This window comes from Synechococcus sp. RS9916 (assembly GCF_000153825.1).
Taxonomy (GTDB): domain Bacteria; phylum Cyanobacteriota; class Cyanobacteriia; order PCC-6307; family Cyanobiaceae; genus Synechococcus_C.
In genome coordinates, this window is sequence record NZ_DS022299.1 from 1,313,629 (window position 1) to 1,337,193 (window position 23,565).

The following is a 23,565-nucleotide window of genomic DNA, read 5'->3' on the forward strand; positions in this document are numbered from 1 at the left end:
AAGCGAACAAGAACGGCAAGGGAACGAACAATGTGATGCGGCAGAACGATTGGCAGAGGCGGAACTCAGCGCATGGACTGCTTGCGCTCCTGCTTGGGATCCCGCTGGCCGGCCACGGCCAATTCGGCATCCATCAAGGTGCGGCCGGTGGCCTGGAGGTACACATCATCCAGGCTGGGTCGGCTCTGGGCGAGGGCAAACACCGGCAGGCCCGCCTGATCCAGCTGATCACGCAGCCGTTGCATCACCTGATCCCCCTCCACGACCAGATTGAGGGAATACCCCTGGGCGCGATTCACAACAATCTGGCGGACCCCCGCGACGGGCTGAAGCAACCCCTGGAGCCGTTCTGCCTCCTCGGCATCGCTGAATTCCCGCACCCGCAAGGTGATCCGGTCACCGCCAAGGCGTTGTTTGAGTTCATCGGGTGTGCCCTCGGCAATCACGCGACCGGCATCAATGATCGCCATGCGATCCGCCAAGGCTTCCACCTCCTCGAGATAGTGGCTGCTGAGCAAGACTGAGGTGCCCTGCTGGCGCAGCTCCCGCAGCACCTGCCAGATCGCCGCCCTGCTTTCAATATCCAGGCCAACCGTGGGCTCATCGAGCACCAGCAGCTTGGGTCGATGCAACAAACCGGCAGCCAGATCAAGGCGCCGACGCATTCCACCGGAGTACGTCCCGCAGCGGCGATCAATCCAGTCCTGCATGCCGAGGAGCGTGATCAACTCGCCCATGCGCTGATCACGATCAGAAGGGCGCAGGTGATACAGATCACCCTGGAGCTGCAACAACTCCCGACCGGTGAGGATCTTATCGATCGCCACCTCCTGAGCCACGTAGCCGAGCATGCAGCGAACGGCCCGAGGGTCCTTCAGGGCATCAATGCCGGCAACCTGCACCTCGCCGGCATCGGGGGCCAGCAACGTGGCGAGGATACGGAGTGTGGTGGTTTTACCGGCCCCGTTCGGTCCCAACAAGCCGTAGAGACAGCCCTCTGGCACAGCGAGACTGAGGTCTTCGAGCGCCTTCACAGCCCCGTAAGACTTCTGCAGATGGGCCAGCTCCAACAAGGGCATTGAGCTGTCGCGACAGGACTACTGAAGTGGAATCTAGGCAGCGACCCCGTTGTGGATGGCGTTGAGACCACGGAACAACAGATCGATTGCCGCATGCACCTGAAAATCGAACAATGCAGCTCCGGGAAGGCGGCTCAGGATCAGCAAAAGGCAGATGCCGAAGAGATAAAGAATCGACCAGCGGAACAATCCTTTGGCCCGCTCCGTGCTTTCTGGGGCATCAGCCAGGTTGTGGACCATCTGCAACAGGCGCGCATTAAAAGGAAGCAACAGCAGCCCATACAGCAGGCCACCCTCTGGCAACGCCAGCACGCCAAACCCGCTGAGCACCACCGTGGCCCAGCCGTAGCGACGAATCGCTCGCGCCGTCACCACCGGACCCTTGACCACTGGAAGCATGGGGATGCCAACAGCGCGGTAGTCCTCACGCAACAGCAAGGCCAGCGCCCAGAAGTGGGCCGGTGTCCACACCATCACCAGCGCAAACAGCCACCATCCCCCCAAGCCCACATGCCCGGTGGCCGCTGCTGCGCCCACCAGAGGAGGAATGGCACCTGCCACACCGCCGATCACGATGTTCTGCGTCGTTCTTGGCTTCAGCAGAGCCGTGTAAAGCAGCACATAACTGCACAACCCCAGCAGGGACAGCCCAGCCGCCAGGCAATTGACCCCGCTGACCAGCAAGAGAGCAGCCGCCAGGGTGCAGGACACAGCACCGGCGAACGCAGCGGTGGGCGACAAGCGCCCCGAAGGCAAGGCCCGACCACTGGTGCGCTGCATCCGCCGATCGAGATCCTGCTCCCAAAGGCAATTGAGAACCCCAGCAGCAGCAGCAGCAAGGGCTCCACCGCCCAGGGTGCATGCCAAGCGCGGTGAGGGAAGGGGCCAGCCTTCACTCAGGGCCATTCCCCCAAGGGTGGTGGCGAGCAACAAAGGGATCAGACGCGGCTTGGCCACCTCCAACCAGGCAGGGAGCTTGACCCGCTTGCGAGAGGGCACCACCTGATCACGGGTGATGGTCAGGGAACCGGGAGCAGTGGAACTAGCCATGACAGGGCTCCAAGGAAGTGGAATCGAAATCCGCCGGATCGGAACGCACGGCAAGCCGTGGTCTCCGACAGGTGAGGGCTGCCAGGAGAGCAACCAACAGACAGGCGACCAATTGATGGGCCACGGTCACCGCGGGTTGGGCCAAACCAAGGCGGAGCGTGAAGACACCCAGGCCGATCTGGGACATCACCAAAGCCGCTGCACTGAGAAGCAACGGCCACTGACGTCGGGTCCAGCCACCCGCAAGGAGGGCAAGCAGCACAAACAGCAGCACCGTGACCGCGACGGGGGTCGCGGCGCTGCGATGCCAGTGCAGCCACTGACATCCCTGCCCGACGGCCAAGCAACGCTTCGCTGCCCAAGAGGTGGCCATACGCCCCCCCAAGAGGCACTGACCAACCACGGCCAACACACTGAGGCTTCCGAAAATCCGCCACCACAACGGTGAAGAGACCTCGGAGGTTGAGGTCTCAGCCAGCAGCAACTGGCTGAGACCACTGAGCATCACCACAAGGGTGAGCCCCAAGGCCAAATGGGCTGTCACCACTCCGGTGGGAAGCAGTTGCAGCACGGTCAACGCACCAAGCCCCCCCTGCAGCACCACCAGCAGCACCAAAACGGCACTGCAAGGCAACAACCATTTCGGCAATTGATCACGCCACCACCAAGCGGCCCCCAACTGGACGAGCAGCGCCACACCGATCACGAAAGCGTCGAGCCGGTGAAACCACTCCAGGAAGACCTGGAGATTCATCTGACGTCCGGGCAGGAACGTGCCGTAGCAGAGAGGCCAATCGGGACAGGCCAGCCCGGCCTCCATGACACGCGTGGCACCACCGATCACCACAAGAGCCACAAGGGCGACCACCAAATGGCTGGCGAGTTGAGCGAGCCGACGACGAATCGGCCATCCAGACGAACAAGCCAATGGAAGAACTCCTCCCTCGGCAGCAATGGGAATGAACGGAAAGTAGCCGTCTCATCCACAACCGCACGGTGTGTGGCTGTTCACAACATCAATTGACGACATTGCAAGAAAACTCGTCTCGTCGTCCTGACATTTTCGACAAACAGAAAGCCTCAAAAAGACTGCAAAATCAACGATTGAGGCGACGTGTCACGATCAGCGCCGAGGATTTTCCACCCGTCTTAAGAATCACGTGTGGTTCACCTCTGACGATCCCCATAGTGTGAAACGAGTCACGGATTTAACCCGTGCCCATCCCCTCTTCAATCATCACCCTGGTGCTGGGAATGATCCTGGTACTTGGTGGGCTATGGGTTGGTCAAAACATCAACCTCCTCCCCGTCGATGCCAGTGCGAATGCACCGGTCTACGACGAACTTTTCCGTGTGCTGTTCAGCATTGGCACGATCCTGTTTGTCGGCATCGTTGGCCTGGTCCTGTTCAGCTTGCTGCGCTTCCGGCGGCGTGAAGGCCAACTGGGCGATGGCCTGGCAATCGAAGGCAACCTGCCTCTGGAAATCTTCTGGACTGCGGTGCCGGCGATCGTGGTGCTGTTCGTTGGCCTCTACAGCTACGACATCTACGACCGGATGGGGGGGATGACTCCGCTGAACCACGGCATGGATCACAGTGCCATGGTCAGCGCAGCCACTGGAGCCGATGAGACTGGGCCTCGGGTCTGGGGAGGCATCGGCAACGGCACGACCACCACAGCGGAAAGCGGAGCGATCGCTCCAGTTCCGATCGAAGTGACGGCCATGCAGTTTGCGTTTCTCTTCCGTTACCCACAGGGAGATTTCATTTCCGGCGAACTGCACGTTCCAGCAGGTCAGCCGGTGAGCCTGCGCATGGAAGCCAAGGATGTGATTCACGCCTTCTGGGTTCCTGAATTTCGCCTCAAACAGGACGTCATCCCCGGCCAGCCCACGGTGCTGAATTTCACCCCCACCCGACCGGGAACCTATCCGATCGTCTGCGCCGAGCTTTGCGGTCCGTACCACGGTGGCATGCGTTCATCGGTTGTGGTCGATGAACCCGATGCCTACACCGCCTGGTTCAACGCCAATAACAAACTGGAGGTCGCTTAGGCATGACTGTTTCTCTGCCGCCTCAAAGCGAGCACCACGTCCCAACCCTGCAGCCGACAGGATGGTTGCGTTATTTCAGCTTCAGCGTCGACCACAAAGTGATCGGCTTGCAGTATCTGGTCTGCGGTTTTCTTTTTTATCTGATCGGTGGAGCTCTGGCGGGTGCCATCCGTACGGAACTGCTCAGTCCTCTCTCGGACTTCATGCCCCGGGATGTCTACAACCAGGTGCTGACCCTCCATGGAACGGTGATGATCTTTCTGTGGATTGTGCCAGTGGTCAACGGAGCCTTCGGCAACTATTTGATTCCGTTTTACGTCGGCGCGCGTGACATGGCCTTCCCCCGGCTCAATGCCGTGGCCTTCTGGCTGATCCCGCCTGCTGGATTGCTATTGATCAGCAGCTATTTCATTACCGGTGCTGCCCAGTCCGGATGGACGGCCTACCCACCCTTAAGCATCACGACCCCAGCCAGCGGCCAGATCATCTGGATCCTGAGTGTGCTGTTACTGGGGGGAAGCTCAATCTTTGGGGGCATCAATTTCATCGCCACAGTGCTCAAACTGCGGCGACCTGGGCTCAAGCTGATGCAGCTACCGATGTATTGCTGGGCCATGCTCGGCACCAGCATTCTGGTGGTGCTCTCCACCCCAGTTCTGGCTGGAACGCTGATTCTGCTCAGCTTCGACATCGTTGCCCACACCGGCTTCTTCAACCCAGGCCTGGGCGGAAATGTGGTGGTTTATCAACACCTTTTCTGGTTCTATTCCCACCCAGCCGTTTACATCATGGTGTTACCAGCCTTCGGGCTGGTCAGCGAAATCCTGCCGGTACATTGCCGAAAGCCCCTGTTCGGTTACGCCACGATGGTGTATTCGATCATGGCGATTGTGATCCTGGGCCTGGTGGTCTGGGCCCACCACATGTTCACCAGTGGCACACCACCCTGGATGCGCCTGTTCTTCACCATCGCCACCGCATTCATTGCCGTTCCCACAGGAATCAAATTCTTCAACTGGCTGGCCACCCTCTGGGGCGGGCGCATTTCGCTGAACAGCGCTGTTCTGTTTTCCTGTGGATTCATTATCAATTTTGTGCTGGGGGGAATCACCGGTGTCGCCCTCGCCCAGGTTCCGTTCGACGTGCATGTGCACGACACCTACTTTGTCGTCGCCCATTTTCACTACATCGTCTACGGCGGCACGGTGTTTGTGATCTTCGCCTCGATCTACCACTGGTACCCAAAAGTGACCGGGCGAATGCTCAACGAAAGCCTTGGCAGGCTGCATTTTCTGCTCACCTTCATCGGCTTCAACCTCTGCTTCGCACCTCAGCATTGGCTGGGTCTGAACGGCATGCCCAGACGGGTTGCGGAGTACGACCCTCAGTTCGCCTTCATCAACCAGCTCAGCAGCGCCGGTGCTCTGCTGATGGCCATCAGCACGTTGCCGTTCCTCTGGAATGTGATCGCCAGCGCCTTCTTTGGAGAGATCGCCGGCGACAACCCCTGGCAGGCGCTCACGCCCGAGTGGCTCACCAGCTCACCCCCACCGGTTGAGAACTGGAAAGGAGAGGCTCCTCTGGTGACTGAGCCCTACGGCTATGGCGTCCCCCTCGATGAAATTGACCTGGCTGCCACCAGCGGCCGTGACCTCTGGAGCAGCGGGAAATGACCACTCTTCATCCATCCAGCGCTGAGACCTCGGCCACCGACACGGCCCATGACCATGAGGACCACCGCATGTTTGGTGTGGCCACCTTCCTGGTCGCCGATGCGATGACCTTTGCCGGCTTCTTCGCCGCCTACCTCACATTCCATGCCGTGAACCCCCTGGAACCTGGGGCTGTTTACGAACTCGAATTACCGCTTCCGATCCTGAACACGGTGTTGCTGCTGGTGAGCAGTGCCACATTCCACAAAGCAGGCCAGAAGCTTCGCCAACGCGACAATTCAGGATGCAGGCAATGGCTTCTGATCACAGCAGCTCTGGGTTTGGCATTCCTTGCCAGCCAAATGGTGGAGTACTTCACCCTTCCATTCGGATTGACCGACAACCTGTTTGCCAGCACCTTCTATGCCCTCACGGGATTTCACGGTCTGCACGTGACCTTGGGTGCCCTGATGATTCTGATCGTGTGGTGGCAGTGCCGCATACCCTCAGGACGGATCACGGCCGACAATCAATTCCCCCTGGAGGCCGTTGAGCTCTACTGGCACTTCGTGGATGGCATCTGGGTGGTGCTGTTTTTGATCCTTTATCTGCTCTGAAACGAGCACCTAGAAAAGAGACCAGGGTCCTTGCCGCGCAGACCTTTGATCGCCACAATTCAGATATCTCTTCCTGATCAGATGCTGGTCGGCCAGGAACTCCTCGACAAGGCGCGCGCCCTCAGCAATCGGCGCGAAGATGAAATCGCCCGTGGCTGCGGCTATGTCGGCCCCAGCGGCAGGGTGCTCAAGAAAAGTTTTTACCGTGCCCTGGTTGAGGCCAAGGGCTACACCCTCCCATCCACCAGCAACAGCGGCGGTGGCCCCCGAGGCCGTCAAGCCGAATTCCGCACCCGGGTGCACGGCAACGGCAATCTGTTGATCGGTCACGCGTACACCCGTCGACTGGGCCTTGAACCCGGCCAGGAATTCCGAATTGAGCTGCACAAAGACTCTGGATCGATCTGGTTGTTGCCAATCGACGACACCGAATCAGACCCAGCCAGCGAGGCCTGATTCGGTCATCCGCGAGCTCGCCTTAAGCCATCGCCGGTGGATCGCCGTCGTTGTGAACGGTTGAACTGAAGGCGATCAGCTCTAGACCGCTGAATAGGAAACTGATCCCCACCAAGGTGCCCAGCACCCAGAGCAGATTCCAGAAGCCTTGGGTCACAATCAACAGACCAAGGATGAAGGTAATCACCCCATTGGCAATAGCCCATCCAGCACCGGGCCTATTGCGATTGGCCAGACCATTCAAGAAAGCCACCACGCCTTCGACGAGGAAAACAATGCCAATGGCCAGGGCAAACATGGCCACCTGCTGAAGTGTTTCCTGGCGCAGATCCTTGAGGATCGAACCACCGGCCACGATGAACAGGGTCGACACCACCAAGCGCCAGAAGCAGATCCAGCGCCCCATCCGTCCGGAACGGGCCAGATTGCTGATCCAGCCCACGATGCCGCCGATCAGAAACAGCACGCCGACGACAGCCACCGTCCAGACCGACGCGAGCACAGGAAACACCAGGGCCAGGATGCCCAGCACAATCAACAGAATGCCCTCGGCGATCGCGAAGGCCTTGAAGCTGCCCAAAGAATCAGGGCGCTCATCGACAGTCATCGATGGTTCAGGTTGAACAACTCCCGCAACCTATTAACGCCATCCAAAGCCGACCACGTGTTGTGATCCTCAGCCCCATCCATGGGCGTTAAGCCAATCACTGGTGATCTCCACGTCGGGCTTGGCTTGATGGGCAGAAGCCCCAGGTTGCGCCTGCAGAAGTAAACGCTCGGCGTAACGCGCGATCACATCCGCCTCGAGATTGACACTGGCGCCCACCACAAGATGGTGCAAAGACGTTGATTCCCAGGTATGGGGAATCACGGCAATCCAGAAGCGAGAACCGTCGTCACTACAACCCGCCACGGTGAGACTGATGCCGTCGACGGCGATGCTGCCTTTCTCACAGACATAACGGCCATAGGACGGATCGTTCCACCGCAGCTCTAGACGCCAAGACTGCGACAAGGCCTCAACCGCCATCACCGTTCCCGCCCCGTCGATATGGCCACCCACCAAGTGGCCACCCAGCCGATCCGCCAGGCGCAAGGCCGGTTCCAGGTTCACCGCCCCACGTCGGCTCGCCTTCACCCCCAGGGTGGTGCGGGCCAGGGTTTCTTCGCTGACATCCGCCAGAAAGCCGTCGCCCACACACTCCGCAACGGTCAAACAAACCCCATCCACGGCCACACTGTCACCCAGCTGCAGCGGCGCAAATGGGGCACAGCCGGTGACCAACAGCTGCACACCACGCCGCTCCACCCTGCCGACCGCCTGCACCAGCCCCGTGAACATTGCTCCCCACCCGCGGCTGTTCCTCTAGCCATAATCGGATAAAGGGGATGCAAGGCCGTGGTTGAAATGCACGTTGCCGGGATCGCCCTCGATGCGGCGAGCCGCAGCCCGATCGTGCTACTTCGGGATCCAGCGGGGCGCCGCCAGGTACCGATCTGGATTGACCAAGCGCAAGCGCACAACATCATGGCTGGCATCCAAGGGAATGAACCGCCGCGGCCCCTGAGTCACGACCTGATGGTGTCCTTGCTGGATGCGGGTGAGCTGGTTCTCGAACGAGTGATCATCCACGCGATTGAAGACAGCACCTTCCACGCGCTGCTCAAGCTCGGCCACCAGCCATGCAGTGCGGATGACGACAGCAGTGCCCCAGGCCAAGACGCGGTCTCTGAAGAGGCAAGCATCGATCCGACCGCTGAAGAGATCGAGATTGATGCCCGCCCCAGCGATGCCATTGCCCTGGCAGTCCGCACTGGCACAGGCATCTGGATGCTGGAGGAGGTGGTCGCCGAAGCCTCGATCCCCGTGGATGCGGAAGCCGATTCCGAAGAACAAGACGAATTCCGCCGCTTTCTCGACCAGGTCAGCCCCGCGGCCCTGGTTCGCCACCTCCGGTCCCGCCAGCCAGGCAGTGACAGCCCGCCTGAGGACGACAACGAACCAACACCATGACCGGCATGGCCACCAACCCGAAGGCCCGGCGTCGGCCCTTCGGGGATGGACCGGCGGTGAGCCTGTTCACTCTGGGGACCATGCGAGCCCTCGCCACGTCGGTCCAGATGCTGGAGGTGGTGGAAGCGGCGGTGAACGCCGGCATCAACCACCTGGAAACGGCTCCGGCCTACGGCCCTGCCGAAAGCTTCCTTGGGGCCGCGTTGCAGACCCTCGACCATAGGGGCATCGCACCAGCTGGCGGCTGGGTGATCACCAGCAAGGTGCTGCCGGGGGTGAGCCTGGCGGACGGCCAGGAGCAGCTGCTGGCCTGCATGAAACGCCTGGGGGTGTCCCGTCTCGACAACTGGGCCATCCATGGTCTGAATCGAGAGGAGCATCTCCACTGGGCCCTGGAGGGCGACGGCCAAGCCCTGATGCATTGGGCGCAGACACAAGGCCTGGTGGGACAGGTGGGATTCAGCAGCCACGGCAGCAACAGGCTGATTGAGACCGCTCTGCGCAGTGGCGCCTTCCGGTTTTGCAGCCTGCATTTGCACCTTCTCGACCCTCAGCGCATGCCCCTGGCAGTCCTGGCCTTGGAGAAGGGCCTTGGGGTGATGGCCATCTCCCCAGCCGACAAAGGCGGACGGCTCCAGGACCCCAGCCCCACCCTGATCGACGACTGCCAGCCCCATGCCCCGCTGGCGTTGGCCTATCGCTATCTGCTCAGTGCCGGCATCAGCACCCTCACCCTTGGTGCCAGCCAAGCCTCCGATCTGCAACTCGCCCAGCAACTGGCGGCATCAGACCACCCCCTGAGCAGCAGCGAAGAGGAGGCCTTGGTCCAGCTGAACGCCCGCCGCAGCGAACGCCTGGGGTCAAGCCAATGCGGCCAATGCCAGGCCTGTCTCCCCTGCCCGAACGCGGTGCCGATTCCAGCCCTGCTGCGCTTGCGCAACCTGCGGCTCGGGCACGACCTGCAGGGTTACTGCGAGGAGCGTTACAACCTCATCGGCCGTGCAGGCCATTGGTGGGAATCCCACGATGCCAGTGCCTGTAACCGTTGTCAGGCCTGTCTGCCCCGGTGCCCCCACCAGCTCCCCATTCCCGACCTTTTGGCCGAAACCCACGCTCTGCTGTCGGCGCCTCCCCGCAGGCGCCTATGGGGTTGAAGCGGCCCAGTTCGCTTCCAGCGCAGCCCGTTGGTCCGGCGTGAGCGGAGAGAAACTCCAGCAGCGATCCCACACCTGCTGCGAGGGCAGCACCAGGGAACGAAGCCGCGCTGGCACAGCACTGCGGGCCTGATCCAACTCCGCGTAGGGAAGAGGCGGAACCCAGCCATCACCCAGCAACCGCCCCATCAGAGGAGCCTTCCAAGCGTCCTCCACCCAGGATTGCGGCAGAGGTTCCCGGGTCTGGGACGGCCGCATCAGCAGGGTCCAGTCCAGAGGAGCACCCTGCTCCGGCAGCACGGCATGGACCCTTGGATCACTGCGCAAGGTCGCCATGCAACGCACCAATGGAAGCACCGCTGCCCGGGCCTTGCCTTGCAGCAACCAGTTGAGGGCATGGCGATCGTCGAAGACCAGGGCTGCAGCACGCAGACGCTGCAAAGCATCCTGGCGATCCATGCGATCAGCGATGCTCAGCACCACCCGCGGACTGGAGGGCAGCACCAGCTTCCCGGCAAGGGACGGCTCCAGCAGGGCATTCCAGCCATCAGCCGCGGCAGTCGGGGTGAGGGCATCACCGCGGAACAGCAGCACCCAGGGGCTGACCGACACAGGGAGCGACGCCGCCGCCTGAGCCGGTGAAAAGCCGACGAGGAACGCCTGCGCCTGGGGACTGAGACGGGCACGCAGAGCGGGGGCTGCCAGGGGCTGAACAGCGTCCGCTGCGACGTTGGCGACCCAACCATCCGGGAGGGCCAGCAGATCGGCCTGCTCCGGCAGGCCGGCGTTCCATTGCTGCAACGACTCCAAAGCAGACAACTGCCAGGGCTTGGGCAAGCGACGACGCCATTGCAAAGGCAAGGTTTCAGGCGCAGCCATCAAGGTGGGCGAGGCTGTTCGGGCACAGCCAGCCAACCCACCCAGGCCCAACAGAACCCCGTACTGGAGCAGTTCGCGGCGCTTCAGGGAAACAACAGGCGTCATGGCACTGACCCTAAAAGGGCATCCATGGCCTGATCACAGTCGTGCTGAAGCCGTTCCAGCGACACCCCACGCAATTGAGCCAGGAGCGCCAAACCTCCAGCACCGACGCCTTCCTTCACGTGCCCCTGCTCATAGGCCTGCAGCTGGTGATGGCGACTGGTGTCGAAATGCAGGCCACAGGCGAGAGCCAGCAACGGCACCTGGCAATGGGCCTCCAGCCGCCCGAGCAAGCGGGGCAGGGCAGGAGAGGAGAGCGCCTGGTTGGAGGCATCGAGTCGCTCGCCCGCGAGCCAAGCCGTGGTGCCCAGGGTGAGCAACCGCGCCAGCGCGGCCCGTTCCCCCACGTCGCAGCCCCTGAAGGCCAGGGCGATCACGGCAAGCATCTGGCTGCCACCCGCCAGCATCACAGGCTGCCTGGCCTTTAAGGCCCCCAGCACAACACCCGCAGCGAGCGCTTGAAAGGGGTCACCCACGGCAGCCACCAATGCCATGGGATCCACTAGTGCCGGCAACCCTGCAGCCGCCAGTCCCTGAGCCACCAACTGTTGTTTGAGGCGTACCGGGGGGTGCAGGGCACTGCCACTGACCAGATCCTCCACAGGCAAACCCAGCCCCTGGAGCACGGCCTGAGCCGTGGTCGTTCCTCCCGGCACGCATTCCGCCAACACCAAAGGGCGCCGGAGCGCTGATCCAAGCCGATAGCCCCGCTCCCACAGATTCCGCACCCGGGTCAGGGCCATGGCGCGCCCACCGCTCAAACAGGCGGAAGGCCCAAGATCCGGTGACTCCATCCGGAGATGCGGGAAGGGAGGCGACTGGGGCAAACCAAGGGTGGCCACCTGGGGGATCAGCTCCAAATGCTGAACCGCCACCCAACTGATCAAGGCTGGCGACACCCCTGCAGGCAAGGGAGGCAAGGGCCAGCAGGGCCGGTGAGAGGGCCCATTGAGCAGGAGTTCTGCATCCGCAATGGCGGTGTAGCGCCGAGACTCCGCCGTGGCACCTGCCGCAGAGATTCCCTCCACCTCAGCGGTGCGGGTGGCCGCCAGCACCAACAGCAGATCAGGCCGCAGGCCAGGGTCAGTCCATGGCTGCAAGTGCTGTGCCAACTCGGGTGCGGTCCAACGACCCCCGATCAGCTCACATCCTGGGGGAAGGGCTGTCGGCATCGGACGAAGGCAGAGACATCGGGTCGATCAGGGCCACCTAGAGGGGATCCAGCGCCACCAATCCCTCAAGAGCCTTGGGAGGAGAGGGAATGGGTGCCTTGAGACGCGGAAAAATCCAGTACGACAGGGCATGGAGTGCCAGCACATAAATCAGCTGCTGAACGAGCACCAACGCCAACGCCATCAGCTGAACCTGTTCCAGATCAGGGGCGATGGATAGCCGCAACGGCACCTGCACAAATGCCAGGGCGTTGTTGATGACGCCGATCAAGCCATTGAGCATGTTGTCGCCGGCCCGGGTGATCACTACCCAGAGGTTTTCACCCACCAGAAGGGAGAGGGCCACCACCCGCACTAGGAAGCCAGCCGCGCCGATCAAGGTGCCCAGGCCCCAGCTGATCCACCAACTCATCCCCCGCAACCAACACCACCCCAGCCAGAGCGACAGAAAACCGTAGGGGAACAGGATCAACGGTCCGCGAACAGGCCCCATCAACGCCACCAGCAGCAGAACCACCAACAGCACCCCTTCGACTCCCGCTTTGCCGCCCCGACGCAGAAGCAGCAGTGCCAGGGGCAAAGGAAGCGCCAGACGGAACAACGCGCCCCCGACCGGGAGGTAATAGAGCGCCAGCCAGATCAACGCTGCAGTCGCCGCCAAATACGAGGTTTCCATCACCCGCAGGGCCTGGCGACGGCTCATGCCAGTGGCAGGAGGGAGGGTCAAGGATTGGCTCCGCGGGATTCCGGGGTCACCCGCAGGCTGTGGGGGGGTTGGATCCGTTCAATCGTTTCGACCTCAAACCCAATACCGGCCTCGCGCAGGGAGCGGGTCACCACCTCCGCCGGAGCGGCAGGATCAGCCGCCGACAAGCGAATGGTGATGCGGTAGGGCTGGGGAGACTGGGGTCGGGCCTGGGGTTTGGCCACTGGAGCCTGCTTCGCGTTGGCAGCTTCGGAGCTGTTCTGAGTAGTGGTGGTTTGAGCAGTGGTCGGAGCCTTGTCGGGCTGTTTCGTTCCGCGTTCAGCCGTCCCTGCAGCAGCAGTCGTGGACGAGCCAGTGGTGCTGGACACTGCTGGAGCAGCAGAAGATCCATTCGCAGCAGGTTGCGACGACCCGGTCTGGGTCGCGGGTGGCGCATCAAAACTCTCGGACAGCTGTTGGCCGATCGGAGTACTCCCGCAGGCCTGAAGCACCAACACGGCCGGCAGCAACCAACTGAGGCCAGAACGGGCCTGGCCCATCAGGTATCTCCAGGCTTAATCACCCGCACAGCGCTGGCACGCAGACGCCCGGTCTTGGTGGTGGCCGGAGGCTTCTTCGCTGCAGGTTTCTTGGCCGCAGGCTTCTTGGCTGCGGGTTTCTTGGCGGTGGTGGACTTTTTACGGGAGGTCTTCTTGGCAGCAGCTTTGGCCTCCAGCAATTCGACCGCCTCCGCCAGGGTGATGTCATCCGCTGTTTTGCCCTCAGGCAACGACGCATTGACCTTGCCCTGCTTCACATAGAGGCCGTAGGGACCGTCGTACACCTGGATCGTCTCGTCACTGCCCTCCGGCTTTCCGAGATCTTTAAGGGCCGTGCGGCCACCACGGCCTCGCTTCGGCATCGCCAGCAACTCGAGGGCACGACTGAGGCCCACCGCCAGCACATCGTCGTCGCCCTTCAGGGAACGGTAATCCTTTTCGCCCTTGCCCTTGTCCCACACCACATAGGGACCAAAACGGCCGAGGCCGGCCTGCACCTTGCCGCCATCAGGGTGCTCACCGAGCAGGCGGGGAAGGCGCAGCAGCCCCAGCGCATCATCCAGGCTGAGGTCTTCCGGTTTCACGCCCTTGGGCAGAGAAGCCCGCTTGGGCTTGGGATTCTCATCACTGACCTGGCCGCGCTGCACATAGGGGCCGTACTGGCCAAACAGCAGGTAGACCAGATCACCGGTTTCAGGGTCCTCGCCAAGAGCTTCTGGGCCATCCGCCTTCTGCTTCAGGATCAGCTCAGCCTTCTCCGCATCGAGGTCAGCCGGGGTGATTTCGCGCGGGAGGGTGGCCTTCAGCAGCTCCTCTTCCCCGTCTTCACCGACGCGCTTCGACTCCAGGTAGGCCCCGAAGCGACCGATGCGCACCACGCAGGGCAACCCCTCGAGATCAACGGTGCGCGACGCACCGGCATCGATATCCCCCTCACGCTGCTGCACCTGGTGTTCCAGGCCCTCATCACCTTTGTAGAAGCCCTCGAGGTAAGGCAGCCATTGCACCTGGCCGTGGGAGATCTCGTCGAGGGTGTTCTCCATCCGGGCGGTGAAGCCGGGGTCCACCAGATCCGGGAAATGCTCCTCCAGCAGCGAGGTCACAGCAAAGGCCGTGAAGCTGGGGGTCAGCGCGTTGCTCTGCAACGTGGCGTACCCACGATCCACAATCGTGCCGATGATGCTGGCGTAGGTGGAGGGACGTCCGATCCCTTCCTTCTCCAGCATTTTCACGAGCGAAGCTTCGCTGAAACGCGCTGGAGGCTGGGTCTGGTGACCAAGAGCCTCCACCTCCTGCGGGCTTGGTGAATCACCGGCTTTCAAAGCCGGCAGAAGCACTTCCTGCCCTTCCAGAGCCGCATCAGGATCGTCACTGCCTTCCACGTAGGCCCGGAAGAAGCCTGGAAAATCGATGCGCTTGCCGTTCGCCCGGAAACGGGCATCTGCAACGGCCAGATCCACGGACATCATCGTGAGCCGCGCTTCGGCCATCTGGCTGGCGACCGTGCGCTTCCAGATCAGTTCGTACAACGACAGATCGCGGCCATCGAGACCTGTTTCTGAGGGTGCACGAAAGCTTTCACCAGCAGGGCGAATCGCCTCGTGAGCCTCCTGGGCGTTGCGGGCCTTGGTGCTGAATTGACGCGCGGTCTTGCTCAGATACTCCTTGCCGTAACGGGACTGCACACAGCTGCGGGCGGCGCTGATGGCCTGATCCGACAGATGAACGGAGTCCGTTCGCATGTAGGTGATGAAGCCACGTTCATACAGACCCTGAGCGCAGCGCATGGTCTCGCGCGCCGACAGACGCAGCTTGCGGTTGGCCTCCTGCTGCAGGGTGCTGGTAGTGAAGGGCGGCACCGGCCGGCGCACGGTCGGCTTTTCTTCCACCGACTCCACCTGCCACTCCGCGCTGCGCACGGTGTCGGCAAGTTTGCGGGCTTCGTCTTCACTCAGCAGACGAACCGCACTGCCCTGCTTCAGGGCACCGGTGGTTTCGTCGAAATCATTGCCGGTGGCAATTTTCTGACCACCAAGATGACTGAGTTTGGCGTCGAAGTTGCTGCCGGCATGGGCCAAGTGGGCCTTCAGGTCCCAGTAGCTGCCACTGCGGAAGGCCCGACGGGCCCTCTCCCGTTGCACCAGCAAACGCACAGCCACGGACTGCACGCGCCCAGCTGACAGCCCCCAGGCCACCTTCTTCCAGAGCAGCGGCGAGAGGGTGTAGCCCACGAGGCGATCCAGGATCCGACGGGTTTCCTGGGCGTGCACGAGCTCCATGTCGAGCTCACGGGTGTCATCCAAGGCTCGCGAGATGGCCTCTTTGGTGATCTCGTGGAACACCATCCGCTTCACAGGCACCTTGGGTGCGAGCAGCTGCAGCAGGTGCCAGCTGATGCTTTCGCCTTCCCGGTCTTCGTCAGTCGCCAGCAGCAGCTGGTCGACCCCTTTCAGTGCGTCCTTGAGCTCCCGGACCACCTTCTTCTTGTCCTTCGGGACCACATAGAGAGGCTCGAAGTCAGCCTCAGTGTTGACGCCGAGGTTGGCCCATTTCTGCCCTTTGTGCGCTGCAGGGATCTCACTTGCGTTGTTGGGCAGGTCGCGCACATGGCCCATCGAGGCTTCCACCCGGTACCCCTTGGGGAGGAAACCACGGATGGTGCGGGCCTTGGTGGGGCTCTCGACGATGACCAGGGTGTTCGCCACAGGCGGGAGGTAACCGTCCCCTTCTTTATCGCACCGAGGATCCAACTGGGGCGAATGGCGGTTTTTGCAAACGCAGGAAGAGGTGAATCCGGCAGCGCCGCTACAGTCATCCGGACTGGTCTGATCCCGCAAGCGCCATGCCCGAGTTGGGTGCACTGCTTCTTTCCACCCAGGCCATGGCCGCGCCCGGCGATTTGCTCAACCTGGCATTGAATGCCGGAGCGATTGCGCCGGAAGGGGCTGTGTTGCTGGCGATGCTGGCCACCTTGCTGGTGGACCTCGCGGGTGAAAAGGTTGCGATCCGCTGGGTTCCCCCCATCTGCTATCTCGGCTTGGGTGGCGCCCTCGTGCTGCTGGCACTGCAATGGAACACGCCTCTGGAGCCCTCGTTCCTTGGCGCCTTCCTCTCCGACCGCTTGGCGATTGCCTTCCGCGCTGTGGTGGCCACATCCACCCTTCTATCGCTGCTGATCAGCTGGCGCTATGCGGAGAAGAGCGGCACTCCCGTCGGCGAGTACGCCGCCATTCTTCTGGCCGCCACGCTCGGCGCCATGTTGCTTTGCGGCGCCACGGATCTGGTGAGCGTCTTCGTTTCCCTCGAGACCCTCTCTGTCGCCAGCTATCTGCTGTCGGGTTACATGAAGCGCGATGCCCGAAGTTCCGAGGCAGCGCTCAAATACCTGTTGGTGGGCTCCGCCGCAGCGGCAGTGTTTCTCTACGGCGCCTCCCTTCTCTACGGACTCAGCGGCTCCACCAGCCTTGAAGTCATTGGTCTGGCGCTGGTCAACAGCCCCACACCACTTGCTGCCTTAGCGCTGGTGTTCGTGCTCGCCACCGTGGCGTTCAAAATCGCTGCTGTCCCCTTCCACCAATGGACGCCTGACGTCTATGAGGGCTCACCCACGCCTGTGGTGGCGTTCCTCTCCGTGGGTTCGAAAGCTGCAGGCTTTGCTTTGGCACTGCGCCTGCTGGTGGGCTGCTTCGGCTCGTTCGACACCCAGTGGAAGCTGCTGTTCACCGTGCTTGCCCTGCTGAGCATGACCCTCGGCAACGTGGTGGCCCTGGCCCAGACCTCCATGAAACGGATGCTGGCTTACAGCTCCATCGGCCAGGCCGGCTTCGTGATGATCGGCCTCGTCTGCGGAACAGAAGAGGGCTTCGCCGCCATGGTGCTCTACATGGCTGCCTACCTGTTCATGAACCTGGGGGCATTCGCCTGCATCATCCTGTTCTCCATCCGCACCGGCAGTGATCGAATCGCCGATTACGCCGGTCTCTATCAAAAGGATCCCCTCATCACCTTGGGGCTCAGCCTCTGCTTGCTGTCCCTGGGGGGCATTCCTCCGATGCTGGGATTCTTCGGCAAGATCTATCTATTCTTCGCCGGCTGGGCTGATCAGCAATATCTGCTGGTGGTCGTGGGCCTGATCACCTCTGTGATCTCGATCTACTACTACATCGGTGTGATCAAGATGATGGTGGTGAAGGAACCGCAGGAAGCATCCGATGTGGTGAAGGCCTACCCCGAGGTGAAGTGGAACACCATCGGCCTTCCTCCCCTGCGCTTTGCACTCGTGGCCTGCGTTGTAGTGACGGCCGTAGGAGGCATCCTTTCCAACCCGATCTTCCAGTGGGCGAACAGTGCCGTGGATGGCACCCCAATGCTGCAGCAAGCGATTGCCCTGGCCAGTCAACGTGCCCTCGGCTGAATCCAACGCCACGGCTCGGGCCTCCACCCCAACGGCCCAACCCGTGGCGCAACTGAGTGGGGTCAGCAAGGTCTATGGCCAGGGCGAGACTGAGGTTCGTGCCCTCGATGGCCTCGACCTCACGGTCAACCAAGGCGATTACCTGGCCGTGATGGGCGCTAGTGGATCGGGCAAGAGCACAGCCATGAACATCCTCGGCTGCCTCGACCGCCCCACGGGAGGGAATTACCGGCTGAATGGCGTCTCCGTGGAGGAGCTCAACGATGACGCCCTGGCTGATCTCCGCAATCAGCAGCTGGGGTTTGTGTTCCAGCAGTTTCATCTCCTGCCCCACGCCACAGCCCTTGAGAACGTGATGCTGCCGATGGTGTATGCGGGAGTGCCAGCAGCCGACCGGCGCCAACGCGCCACGGAGGCCCTTGAACGGGTGGGACTGGCGGAGCGACTGCAGAATCGCCCCAATCAGCTGTCTGGAGGCCAGCAACAACGGGTGGCCATCGCCCGGGCAATCATCAACCAACCTGCCCTCCTACTGGCGGATGAACCCACCGGCGCCCTGGATTCCCGCACCACCGACGACGTGCTCCAACTGTTTGATGAGCTGCACCATCAGGGCATCACCCTGGTGTTGGTGACCCATGAAGACGATGTGGCAGCCCGGGCCGCCACCGTGGCCCACTTCCGCGATGGCCGCGTGGAATCGCTGACCCACAACAAGCGGTGACTTGCCTGTGGTCCAGCTCTTGCCGGCCTGCTTAACCTGAGATTCGGCACCCGCAGCCTGCATGCCCGACCCGGCAACACCCCGTCTGCGCGTCCTGGTGGTGGACGACGAGACCAAACTCACCGAATTGCTGCGCCTCGAGCTGGACGTGGAGGGCTACGACGTGGATGTGGCCTCCGATGGTGCAACTGGTCTGGTCAAAGCGCGCTCACAACCATCCCCAGATCTGATTGTTCTGGACTGGAACCTGCCGGACTTTTCTGGTGTGGACATCTGTCAGCGCATTCGCCGCGGCGGAGTCACCACACCAATCCTGATGCTCACAGGTCACGACGACGTGGCCGACCGGGTCACCGCCCTGGATGCCGGAGTCGATGACTATCTGATTAAGCCGTTCTCCATCGAAGAGTTGATGGCTCGCCTGCGAGCCATGCAACGGCGAGCACAGAGCTTCTCCGGCAGCGGCCAGGAGAGCTTGCCCGTGCGGCTCAGCGTTGGAGACCTGCGGGTCGACACCAGCACCCGCGACGTCGTCCGCGGCGAGCGGACCATTCAGCTGTCAGTGAAGGAATACGACCTGCTGCTGTTCCTGATGCGGGCCGGCGGAAAGGTGCTGGAGCGCGCGGACATCATGCGCGGCGTTTGGGGAGAGAACTTCTATGGCGACGACAACCTGCTGGATGTCTATATCCGCTACCTGCGCCAGAAAATCGAATCTCCGGACCGACCCACCCTGATTCACACCGTGCGCGGTGTGGGATTCATCCTCCGGGACGAGACGCAGCAGGCGACTTAAGGCTGTCGAGCAATTGGCCCACCAGCATCGCTACCGCATCACCCCCCTGCGCCGTGAGGGGATTGAGGTCCATGTCTCCGGGGTCCATGGCCACCCAGCCGCCGGCTTGGGGTCGGCGCAATTCGAAATGCAAATGGGGCCCCGTGCTGAGGCCTGTGCTGCCGACCCGACCAATCACTTCCCCCTGCCGCACCCGCTGCCCCTGCTTCACATAGATCTCCGACAAATGGCCATAGAGCGTGCGGCGACGAGGCTCGGTGTGCTCCAGCTCCACCGCAATGCCGTAGCCCCCCGCCAAACCACTGCTGGTCACCGTGCCTGAAAGGGCTGCCACCACGGGGGTGCCCTCAGGAGCCGCCAGATCCCGGCCTGCATGCATCAACCAATTGCCCAGCACAGGATGGAGCCGCCAGCCGAAATCACTGGTGGTGATCGCCGAGCCAATGATCGGAAACAGCAGACGACGGTCGCCGTTGCCTGCGAGTGCTGCTGGCCGCGGTGAGACGGCAAACACCGACTCAAGCCGGAAGCCACCCGTTCCCATCAGGGCCGACACCGGCACTGTGATTGGGGGCAGGGGCCGACCATCGGCGCCGCGCCTGAGGGTGGTGGGGAATGCCTCACCGCCCCGTTTGCGCCAGGCGATACGGGCGGCAAGGCGCCGACCCGCACCCGAGCGAATCGCCACCCCAGACTCACACTCCTGCCGCGACAACGCACCGCTGCGACAGGCCTGCTGCAGGCGAGGCACATCAATCGGCACACCAGGACTCTCCCCCTGCAGCTCACGCCGTTCCGCCGGTGTGATCACCTGCTGGCGCTCAAGGTTCTCGAGAGAGCCGTCAAACCGCAACGGCGGTGCCTGGGGTGGCATCTCCCTGGGCGGCAGTACTGGACCCGGCAATCCCTGAGGGATCCCACCAGGGATGGTCAGCAGCCACACAGCAGCAAGCCAGCGCACAGCCAAAGCGAATGGGGCACGGCGAGACTCTAGAGACCATCCACAGCGCCATCCAGCCAACGCGTCCAGCTGGTGGTGCGGGCGCCCTGACGCAGGAGTAGGGCACCATCCTCACGAAGGCCCTCCACGTGCCAATGACCTCCGGTGTCAGGGTCGCGCACCTCGCGAGACCACAAGCGTGCCTCCGTGGCCTGGCACACCGCGTCTGGATCGAGCACCAAGTTCTGAGCGCGATCCAGAGCCGACAGCACCTCAGCGGTCCAGATCAACGCACTGCTGGAACGCAGCAGAACCTTTGGCTGGCAATCCGCCAGAGCAATGGCCCCTGGAGGCACCGGATTGACCACATTGAGACCGACCCCGACACGGGCCAAGCGCACGCGGCTGCCGCGATGCACCATGCGCGGAAGGATGCCGGCCAATTTGCATCCATCCACCAAAAGATCATTGGGCCATTTGATCGCGACCGGCAGACCGAAAGCCTCCAGCCGCTCCGCCAGGGCCACCGCAACGGCCAACCCCAGAACCCCAGGGGCGGCATGCTGCCCACGCCAGGGCAAGGCCGCACTCAGCCAAACACCCCCGGGGGGCGATTGCCAACGCCGGCCCCACTGGCCATGACCACAGGTCTGACGCCGCGCCACCACGGCTCTGGGAACAGCCCCCCGCCAAGGAGAGTCCTGTAACCAATCACTCAGCACCGTCTCGGTGCTCGCACACACCGGCAGGGCGCGCAACCTCCAAGGTGGCTGTCCGCTGCACTGACGCCAATGGGCCAGAGCAGCTGCACCCGACCGCTTCAGCACTGCTGTTGCCAGAAGGACTCCAGACGGGCGACGGCCGCCTCCAGCTCCTCCACAGGCCTGACAAGAGCCATGCGCATCCAGTCTTGGCCACCCGCGCCGAACCCTGACCCGGGGGTCAGGGCCAGACCCGTCTGCTCCAGCAGAGCCGCGGTCAACTGTTCGTCATTCCAGCCCCGTTCCCGCGCCCAACCCGGCAGCGGCAGCCACAGATACAAAGCCATCGAAGGGGTCGGGACCTGCCAGCCCAGGCGGGCCAACGCCTGAAGGGTGCGATCACGCCGCTCCCGGTACACGGGCAGCAGGCGCTGCGGCCAGTCTGGTGCTTGAGACAACGCTGCCATTGCTCCTTCCTGGAGGGCCAAGGATTGGTTGAAATCCACCACGCCCTTGAGCTGCCGCAAGGCCGTGATCAAGGGCTCTGCCCCCACCGCAAAGCCCAAGCGGAAACCACCCAGACACCATCCTTTGGACAGGGAAAAGAACTCCATGCCGCGCTCACGCCAGCCGGCACAGCGCAGCAGCGATGGGGCCTCGCCGTCTAAAGCCAAATCCACGTAAGGGTTGTCATGGGCAAAGACCAGGTCATGGCGCTGAGCCCGTGCCATGGCCTCGTCCAGCCAAGCCTGCTGCCCCACCTGAGCGGAAGGATTGTGGGGAAACCCCATCACCATCAGCCTCAGCTGATCCCAGACCGTGTCGCTGAGGCTGTCAAAACGCGGCCGCCACTGTTCCTGCGGATCCAACGGAAGGTGTTCAACCCGTGCGTCGGCCAGCAACAGACCGCCGCGGTGGGAGGGATAACAGGGATCCAGGATCAACCCACCATCGCCTGGATTGAGCACCGCCAACGGCAGGTGGGCCGTGCCCTCCTGGGATCCCACCAGCAGCAACACCTCCCGATCGGGATCCACCGCCACATCAAAACGACGGGCGCACCAGGCCGACACGGCCTCTCGGAACGGCCGGGTTCCCGCGTGCAGGCAGTAGGTGGCGCTGCCGGAACGATCAAGCGCCGCGGCCATCGCCTCCAGCGCCTCAGGGGGTGGTTCGAGATCAGTCGACCCCAGCGATAGATCCACCAACGGTTGTGAATCGGCAGCCGCGCTGGAGCGATACAGCTGTTTGCGCTGATCGTTGCGATCAAAAACGCCGCTGCCGAGGCGGTCAAGTCGCCTAGAGGTGAGCATCCAGGAAAGCCTGAAGCTGAGGCTTGGCGATCGCACCCTCCTGACGCCCGATCTCCTTGCCGTCACGGAACAGGATCAGGGTGGGAATCCCTTGCACCTGATAGGCATCACGGGTGGCAGGGTTGCCGTCCACCTCCAGCTTGCCCACCTGAAGCTTGCCGGCGTAGGTCTCGGCAGCCCAGTCCATGAAGGGGGCGATCAGTCGGCAAGGACCACACCAGGGTGCCCAGAAATCCACAAGCACGGTGGTGGTTGCCTTCAGCACCTCCGCCTCGAAGGTGGCATCGGTGTAATCGGAGACAGCTTGGCCCACAGCAACGGGTGTAATTCCCCCCGATCCTATGGATCAGGTCGGGGGGATGGGCCCCGGATGCTGCCCAGGTTCAGAGTTTGTCGATTGATTTCTTCAACTCTTCGAGGTCGGCATCCACCTCCGACACCTTCACCTCCTTCACGGCGGGAGCATCACCGGCAGGAAGGGCGACCGCCTCGGGGCCACCAGCGAGTTTCTGGCGCAAATTGGCCAGTTCATCATCCACATCGTCGCCACCTTCAAGCGCCATGAACTGGCTCTCGAGATCAGCACCGGCCAACTCAGCAGCGGCTTGGCTCTGGGCCTCCATCGCTTCGACCTTGTCTTCCATGCGCTCAAAGGCAGCCATGGCCGTGTTGCTGCCAATGCTTCCCACTGCGCTCTGAAGCTGCTGCTGGGCCTTGGCCGCCTGGGCCCGGGCCTTGAGCATGTCTTTCTTGGTGCGGGCTTCGGCGATCTTGCCCTCGAGAGCCACCAGGCTTTTCTTGAGGGTCTCCACCTGCGCATCCTGACCCTGAACCTGAGCCACCAGAGAGGTGGCGGTCTCCTGGAAGGTCTTGCGGCGGGAGAGGGCTTCGCGAGCCAGGTCCTCCTCACCTTTTTTCAAGGCCAGTTCAGCCCGCTCGTACCAGGTTTTGGATTGCGCTTCAGCCTGATCGGCCTGATTGCGCAGGCGCTTCTGACTGGCAATCGCCGTGGCCACCGCCTGGCGCAGCTTCACCAGGTCGGCCTGCATGTCAGCCACCGACTGGTCGAGGATCTTGACGGGATCTTCCATGCTGCTGACCGCAGCATTGGCGTTAGCGCGAACAAGTCGGCCCAGCCGATCGAAGAAACCCATGACGGGAAGCCAGCAATGAAGAGCAGCAGTCGGAGGCTAGCGAGACAT

24 protein-coding genes are annotated in these 23,565 nt (G+C 62.5%); 9 read left to right on the forward strand and 15 right to left on the reverse strand.

Annotation, left to right across the window (positions count from 1 at the left end; all coding sequences use genetic code 11):
- Positions 1-65 precede the first annotated feature (65 nt).
- From RS9916_RS07110 to RS9916_RS07120, 3 genes are read right to left on the reverse strand one after another with little or no spacing between them, the layout of a single operon-like run.
- Entirely contained in the window at positions 66-1,079 is a 1,014-nt protein-coding gene (locus RS9916_RS07110) for an ABC transporter ATP-binding protein (RefSeq protein ID WP_007098636.1), read from the reverse strand.
- A gap of 33 nt (positions 1,080-1,112) precedes the next feature.
- Complete coding sequence (locus RS9916_RS07115; protein WP_007098637.1) at positions 1,113-2,129, reverse strand: heme o synthase; 1,017 nt, start codon at positions 2,127-2,129, stop codon at positions 1,113-1,115.
- The gene (locus RS9916_RS07120) at positions 2,122-3,057 is read right to left on the reverse strand and encodes a heme A synthase (protein WP_038023436.1); all 936 of its coding nucleotides are present in this window, start codon (positions 3,055-3,057) and stop codon (positions 2,122-2,124) included. Before RS9916_RS07120 ends, RS9916_RS07115 begins: the two co-directional genes overlap by 8 nt.
- Before the next feature lie 287 nt (positions 3,058-3,344).
- On the opposite strand from RS9916_RS07120, the gene RS9916_RS07125 reads away from it, so the two are divergent.
- The 4 genes from RS9916_RS07125 to RS9916_RS07140 all read left to right on the forward strand — a co-directional run bounded on the left by RS9916_RS07125 (position 3,345) and on the right by RS9916_RS07140 (position 6,909).
- The gene (locus RS9916_RS07125; RefSeq protein WP_007098639.1) at positions 3,345-4,184 is read left to right on the forward strand and encodes a cytochrome c oxidase subunit II; all 840 of its coding nucleotides are present in this window, start codon (positions 3,345-3,347) and stop codon (positions 4,182-4,184) included.
- 2 nt (positions 4,185-4,186) lie between these two features.
- Positions 4,187-5,857 carry a cytochrome c oxidase subunit I gene (gene ctaD / locus RS9916_RS07130; protein ID WP_007098640.1) on the forward strand — a complete coding sequence of 557 codons (1,671 nt, stop codon included), beginning with the start codon at positions 4,187-4,189 and terminating at the stop codon, positions 5,855-5,857.
- A complete protein-coding gene (locus tag RS9916_RS07135) occupies positions 5,854-6,453 on the forward strand; it encodes a cytochrome c oxidase subunit 3 (RefSeq protein ID WP_007098641.1) in 600 nt (199 codons plus the stop codon). Before ctaD ends, RS9916_RS07135 begins: the two co-directional genes overlap by 4 nt.
- Before the next feature lie 81 nt (positions 6,454-6,534).
- Positions 6,535-6,909 (forward strand): AbrB family transcriptional regulator, encoded by a 375-nt coding sequence (locus tag RS9916_RS07140; protein WP_007098642.1) that lies wholly within the window; start codon positions 6,535-6,537, stop codon positions 6,907-6,909.
- Between the two features lie 22 nt (positions 6,910-6,931).
- Here RS9916_RS07140 and RS9916_RS07145 read toward each other — a convergent pair whose 3' ends face one another.
- Positions 6,932-7,516, reverse strand: coding sequence for an HdeD family acid-resistance protein (locus tag RS9916_RS07145; protein ID WP_007098643.1), 585 nt, complete (start codon positions 7,514-7,516; stop codon positions 6,932-6,934).
- 69 nt (positions 7,517-7,585) lie between these two features.
- A complete protein-coding gene (locus tag RS9916_RS07150; protein ID WP_007098644.1) occupies positions 7,586-8,251 on the reverse strand; it encodes a riboflavin synthase in 666 nt (221 codons plus the stop codon).
- Between the two features lie 66 nt (positions 8,252-8,317).
- Here RS9916_RS07150 and RS9916_RS07155 point away from each other — a divergent pair, with 66 nt between their 5' ends.
- Both RS9916_RS07155 and RS9916_RS07160 read left to right on the forward strand, forming a co-directional pair.
- On the forward strand, positions 8,318-8,923 hold the full coding sequence (locus RS9916_RS07155) for a bifunctional nuclease family protein (RefSeq protein ID WP_007098645.1): 606 nt from the start codon (positions 8,318-8,320) through the stop codon (positions 8,921-8,923).
- Entirely contained in the window at positions 8,920-10,077 is a 1,158-nt protein-coding gene (locus RS9916_RS07160) for an aldo/keto reductase (protein ID WP_007098646.1), read from the forward strand. The genes RS9916_RS07155 and RS9916_RS07160 overlap by 4 nt, the downstream gene beginning before the upstream one ends.
- On the opposite strand, the gene RS9916_RS07165 is transcribed toward RS9916_RS07160, so the two are convergent.
- From RS9916_RS07165 to topA, 5 genes are read right to left on the reverse strand one after another with little or no spacing between them, the layout of a single operon-like run.
- The gene (locus RS9916_RS07165) at positions 10,066-11,061 is read right to left on the reverse strand and encodes a hypothetical protein (RefSeq protein ID WP_007098647.1); all 996 of its coding nucleotides are present in this window, start codon (positions 11,059-11,061) and stop codon (positions 10,066-10,068) included. The two genes, RS9916_RS07160 and RS9916_RS07165, sit on opposite strands and share 12 nt — an antisense overlap.
- Positions 11,058-12,230, reverse strand: coding sequence for a nicotinate-nucleotide--dimethylbenzimidazole phosphoribosyltransferase (locus tag RS9916_RS07170; RefSeq protein ID WP_007098648.1), 1,173 nt, complete (start codon positions 12,228-12,230; stop codon positions 11,058-11,060). The genes RS9916_RS07165 and RS9916_RS07170 overlap by 4 nt, the downstream gene beginning before the upstream one ends.
- A gap of 37 nt (positions 12,231-12,267) precedes the next feature.
- Positions 12,268-12,933 carry a DUF2232 domain-containing protein gene (locus RS9916_RS07175; protein ID WP_007098650.1) on the reverse strand — a complete coding sequence of 222 codons (666 nt, stop codon included), beginning with the start codon at positions 12,931-12,933 and terminating at the stop codon, positions 12,268-12,270.
- A gap of 20 nt (positions 12,934-12,953) precedes the next feature.
- Positions 12,954-13,475: a hypothetical protein gene (locus tag RS9916_RS07180; protein ID WP_007098651.1), complete on the reverse strand. Its 522-nt coding sequence runs from the start codon at positions 13,473-13,475 to the stop codon at positions 12,954-12,956.
- Entirely contained in the window at positions 13,475-16,180 is a 2,706-nt protein-coding gene (topA, locus tag RS9916_RS07185; RefSeq protein ID WP_038024337.1) for a type I DNA topoisomerase, read from the reverse strand. The genes RS9916_RS07180 and topA overlap by 1 nt, the downstream gene beginning before the upstream one ends.
- 137 nt (positions 16,181-16,317) lie before the next feature.
- On the opposite strand from topA, the gene RS9916_RS07190 reads away from it, so the two are divergent.
- From RS9916_RS07190 to RS9916_RS07200, 3 genes are all read left to right on the forward strand, one after another.
- Complete coding sequence (locus tag RS9916_RS07190) at positions 16,318-17,889, forward strand: NAD(P)H-quinone oxidoreductase subunit N (RefSeq protein ID WP_007098653.1); 1,572 nt, start codon at positions 16,318-16,320, stop codon at positions 17,887-17,889.
- A complete protein-coding gene (locus RS9916_RS07195) occupies positions 17,876-18,613 on the forward strand; it encodes an ABC transporter ATP-binding protein (RefSeq protein ID WP_007098654.1) in 738 nt (245 codons plus the stop codon). The genes RS9916_RS07190 and RS9916_RS07195 overlap by 14 nt, the downstream gene beginning before the upstream one ends.
- A gap of 61 nt (positions 18,614-18,674) precedes the next feature.
- Positions 18,675-19,409 (forward strand): response regulator transcription factor, encoded by a 735-nt coding sequence (locus RS9916_RS07200; protein ID WP_007098655.1) that lies wholly within the window; start codon positions 18,675-18,677, stop codon positions 19,407-19,409.
- On the opposite strand, the gene RS9916_RS07205 is transcribed toward RS9916_RS07200, so the two are convergent.
- The 5 genes from RS9916_RS07205 to RS9916_RS07225 all read right to left on the reverse strand — a co-directional run bounded on the left by RS9916_RS07205 (position 19,375) and on the right by RS9916_RS07225 (position 23,517).
- On the reverse strand, positions 19,375-20,376 hold the full coding sequence (locus RS9916_RS07205) for a M23 family metallopeptidase (RefSeq protein WP_007098656.1): 1,002 nt from the start codon (positions 20,374-20,376) through the stop codon (positions 19,375-19,377). The two genes, RS9916_RS07200 and RS9916_RS07205, sit on opposite strands and share 35 nt — an antisense overlap.
- Before the next feature lie 23 nt (positions 20,377-20,399).
- A complete protein-coding gene (locus tag RS9916_RS07210) occupies positions 20,400-21,176 on the reverse strand; it encodes a biotin--[acetyl-CoA-carboxylase] ligase (protein ID WP_007098657.1) in 777 nt (258 codons plus the stop codon).
- Positions 21,170-22,363, reverse strand: coding sequence for an aminotransferase class I/II-fold pyridoxal phosphate-dependent enzyme (locus tag RS9916_RS07215; protein ID WP_007098658.1), 1,194 nt, complete (start codon positions 22,361-22,363; stop codon positions 21,170-21,172). The genes RS9916_RS07210 and RS9916_RS07215 overlap by 7 nt, the downstream gene beginning before the upstream one ends.
- A complete protein-coding gene (gene trxA / locus RS9916_RS07220) occupies positions 22,350-22,676 on the reverse strand; it encodes a thioredoxin (protein WP_007098659.1) in 327 nt (108 codons plus the stop codon). The genes RS9916_RS07215 and trxA overlap by 14 nt, the downstream gene beginning before the upstream one ends.
- 70 nt (positions 22,677-22,746) lie before the next feature.
- Positions 22,747-23,517, reverse strand: coding sequence for a PspA/IM30 family protein (locus tag RS9916_RS07225; protein ID WP_007098660.1), 771 nt, complete (start codon positions 23,515-23,517; stop codon positions 22,747-22,749).
- Positions 23,518-23,565: the final 48 nt, after the last annotated feature.

Excerpts from the sequence above, each read along its gene's own strand:
- RS9916_RS07135 (WP_007098641.1), top strand. The coding sequence starts at position 5,854 with ATGACCACTCTTCATCCATCCAGCGCTGAGACCTCGGCCACCGACACG.
- RS9916_RS07145 (WP_007098643.1), bottom strand. The coding sequence starts at position 7,516 with ATGACTGTCGATGAGCGCCCTGATTCTTTGGGCAGCTTCAAGGCCTTC.
- RS9916_RS07155 (WP_007098645.1), top strand. The coding sequence starts at position 8,318 with ATGCACGTTGCCGGGATCGCCCTCGATGCGGCGAGCCGCAGCCCGATC.
- RS9916_RS07150 (WP_007098644.1), bottom strand. The coding sequence starts at position 8,251 with ATGTTCACGGGGCTGGTGCAGGCGGTCGGCAGGGTGGAGCGGCGTGGT.
- RS9916_RS07200 (WP_007098655.1), top strand. The coding sequence starts at position 18,675 with ATGCCCGACCCGGCAACACCCCGTCTGCGCGTCCTGGTGGTGGACGAC.
- RS9916_RS07175 (WP_007098650.1), bottom strand. The coding sequence starts at position 12,933 with ATGAGCCGTCGCCAGGCCCTGCGGGTGATGGAAACCTCGTATTTGGCG.
- RS9916_RS07160 (WP_007098646.1), top strand. The coding sequence starts at position 8,920 with ATGACCGGCATGGCCACCAACCCGAAGGCCCGGCGTCGGCCCTTCGGG.
- RS9916_RS07110 (WP_007098636.1), bottom strand. The coding sequence starts at position 1,079 with ATGCCCTTGTTGGAGCTGGCCCATCTGCAGAAGTCTTACGGGGCTGTG.
- ctaD (WP_007098640.1), top strand. The coding sequence starts at position 4,187 with ATGACTGTTTCTCTGCCGCCTCAAAGCGAGCACCACGTCCCAACCCTG.
- RS9916_RS07115 (WP_007098637.1), bottom strand. The coding sequence starts at position 2,129 with ATGGCTAGTTCCACTGCTCCCGGTTCCCTGACCATCACCCGTGATCAG.
- RS9916_RS07170 (WP_007098648.1), bottom strand. The coding sequence starts at position 12,230 with ATGCCGACAGCCCTTCCCCCAGGATGTGAGCTGATCGGGGGTCGTTGG.
- RS9916_RS07215 (WP_007098658.1), bottom strand. The coding sequence starts at position 22,363 with ATGCTCACCTCTAGGCGACTTGACCGCCTCGGCAGCGGCGTTTTTGAT.
- RS9916_RS07140 (WP_007098642.1), top strand. The coding sequence starts at position 6,535 with ATGCTGGTCGGCCAGGAACTCCTCGACAAGGCGCGCGCCCTCAGCAAT.
- RS9916_RS07165 (WP_007098647.1), bottom strand. The coding sequence starts at position 11,061 with ATGACGCCTGTTGTTTCCCTGAAGCGCCGCGAACTGCTCCAGTACGGG.
- RS9916_RS07180 (WP_007098651.1), bottom strand. The coding sequence starts at position 13,475 with ATGGGCCAGGCCCGTTCTGGCCTCAGTTGGTTGCTGCCGGCCGTGTTG.
- RS9916_RS07225 (WP_007098660.1), bottom strand. The coding sequence starts at position 23,517 with ATGGGTTTCTTCGATCGGCTGGGCCGACTTGTTCGCGCTAACGCCAAT.
- RS9916_RS07190 (WP_007098653.1), top strand. The coding sequence starts at position 16,318 with ATGCCCGAGTTGGGTGCACTGCTTCTTTCCACCCAGGCCATGGCCGCG.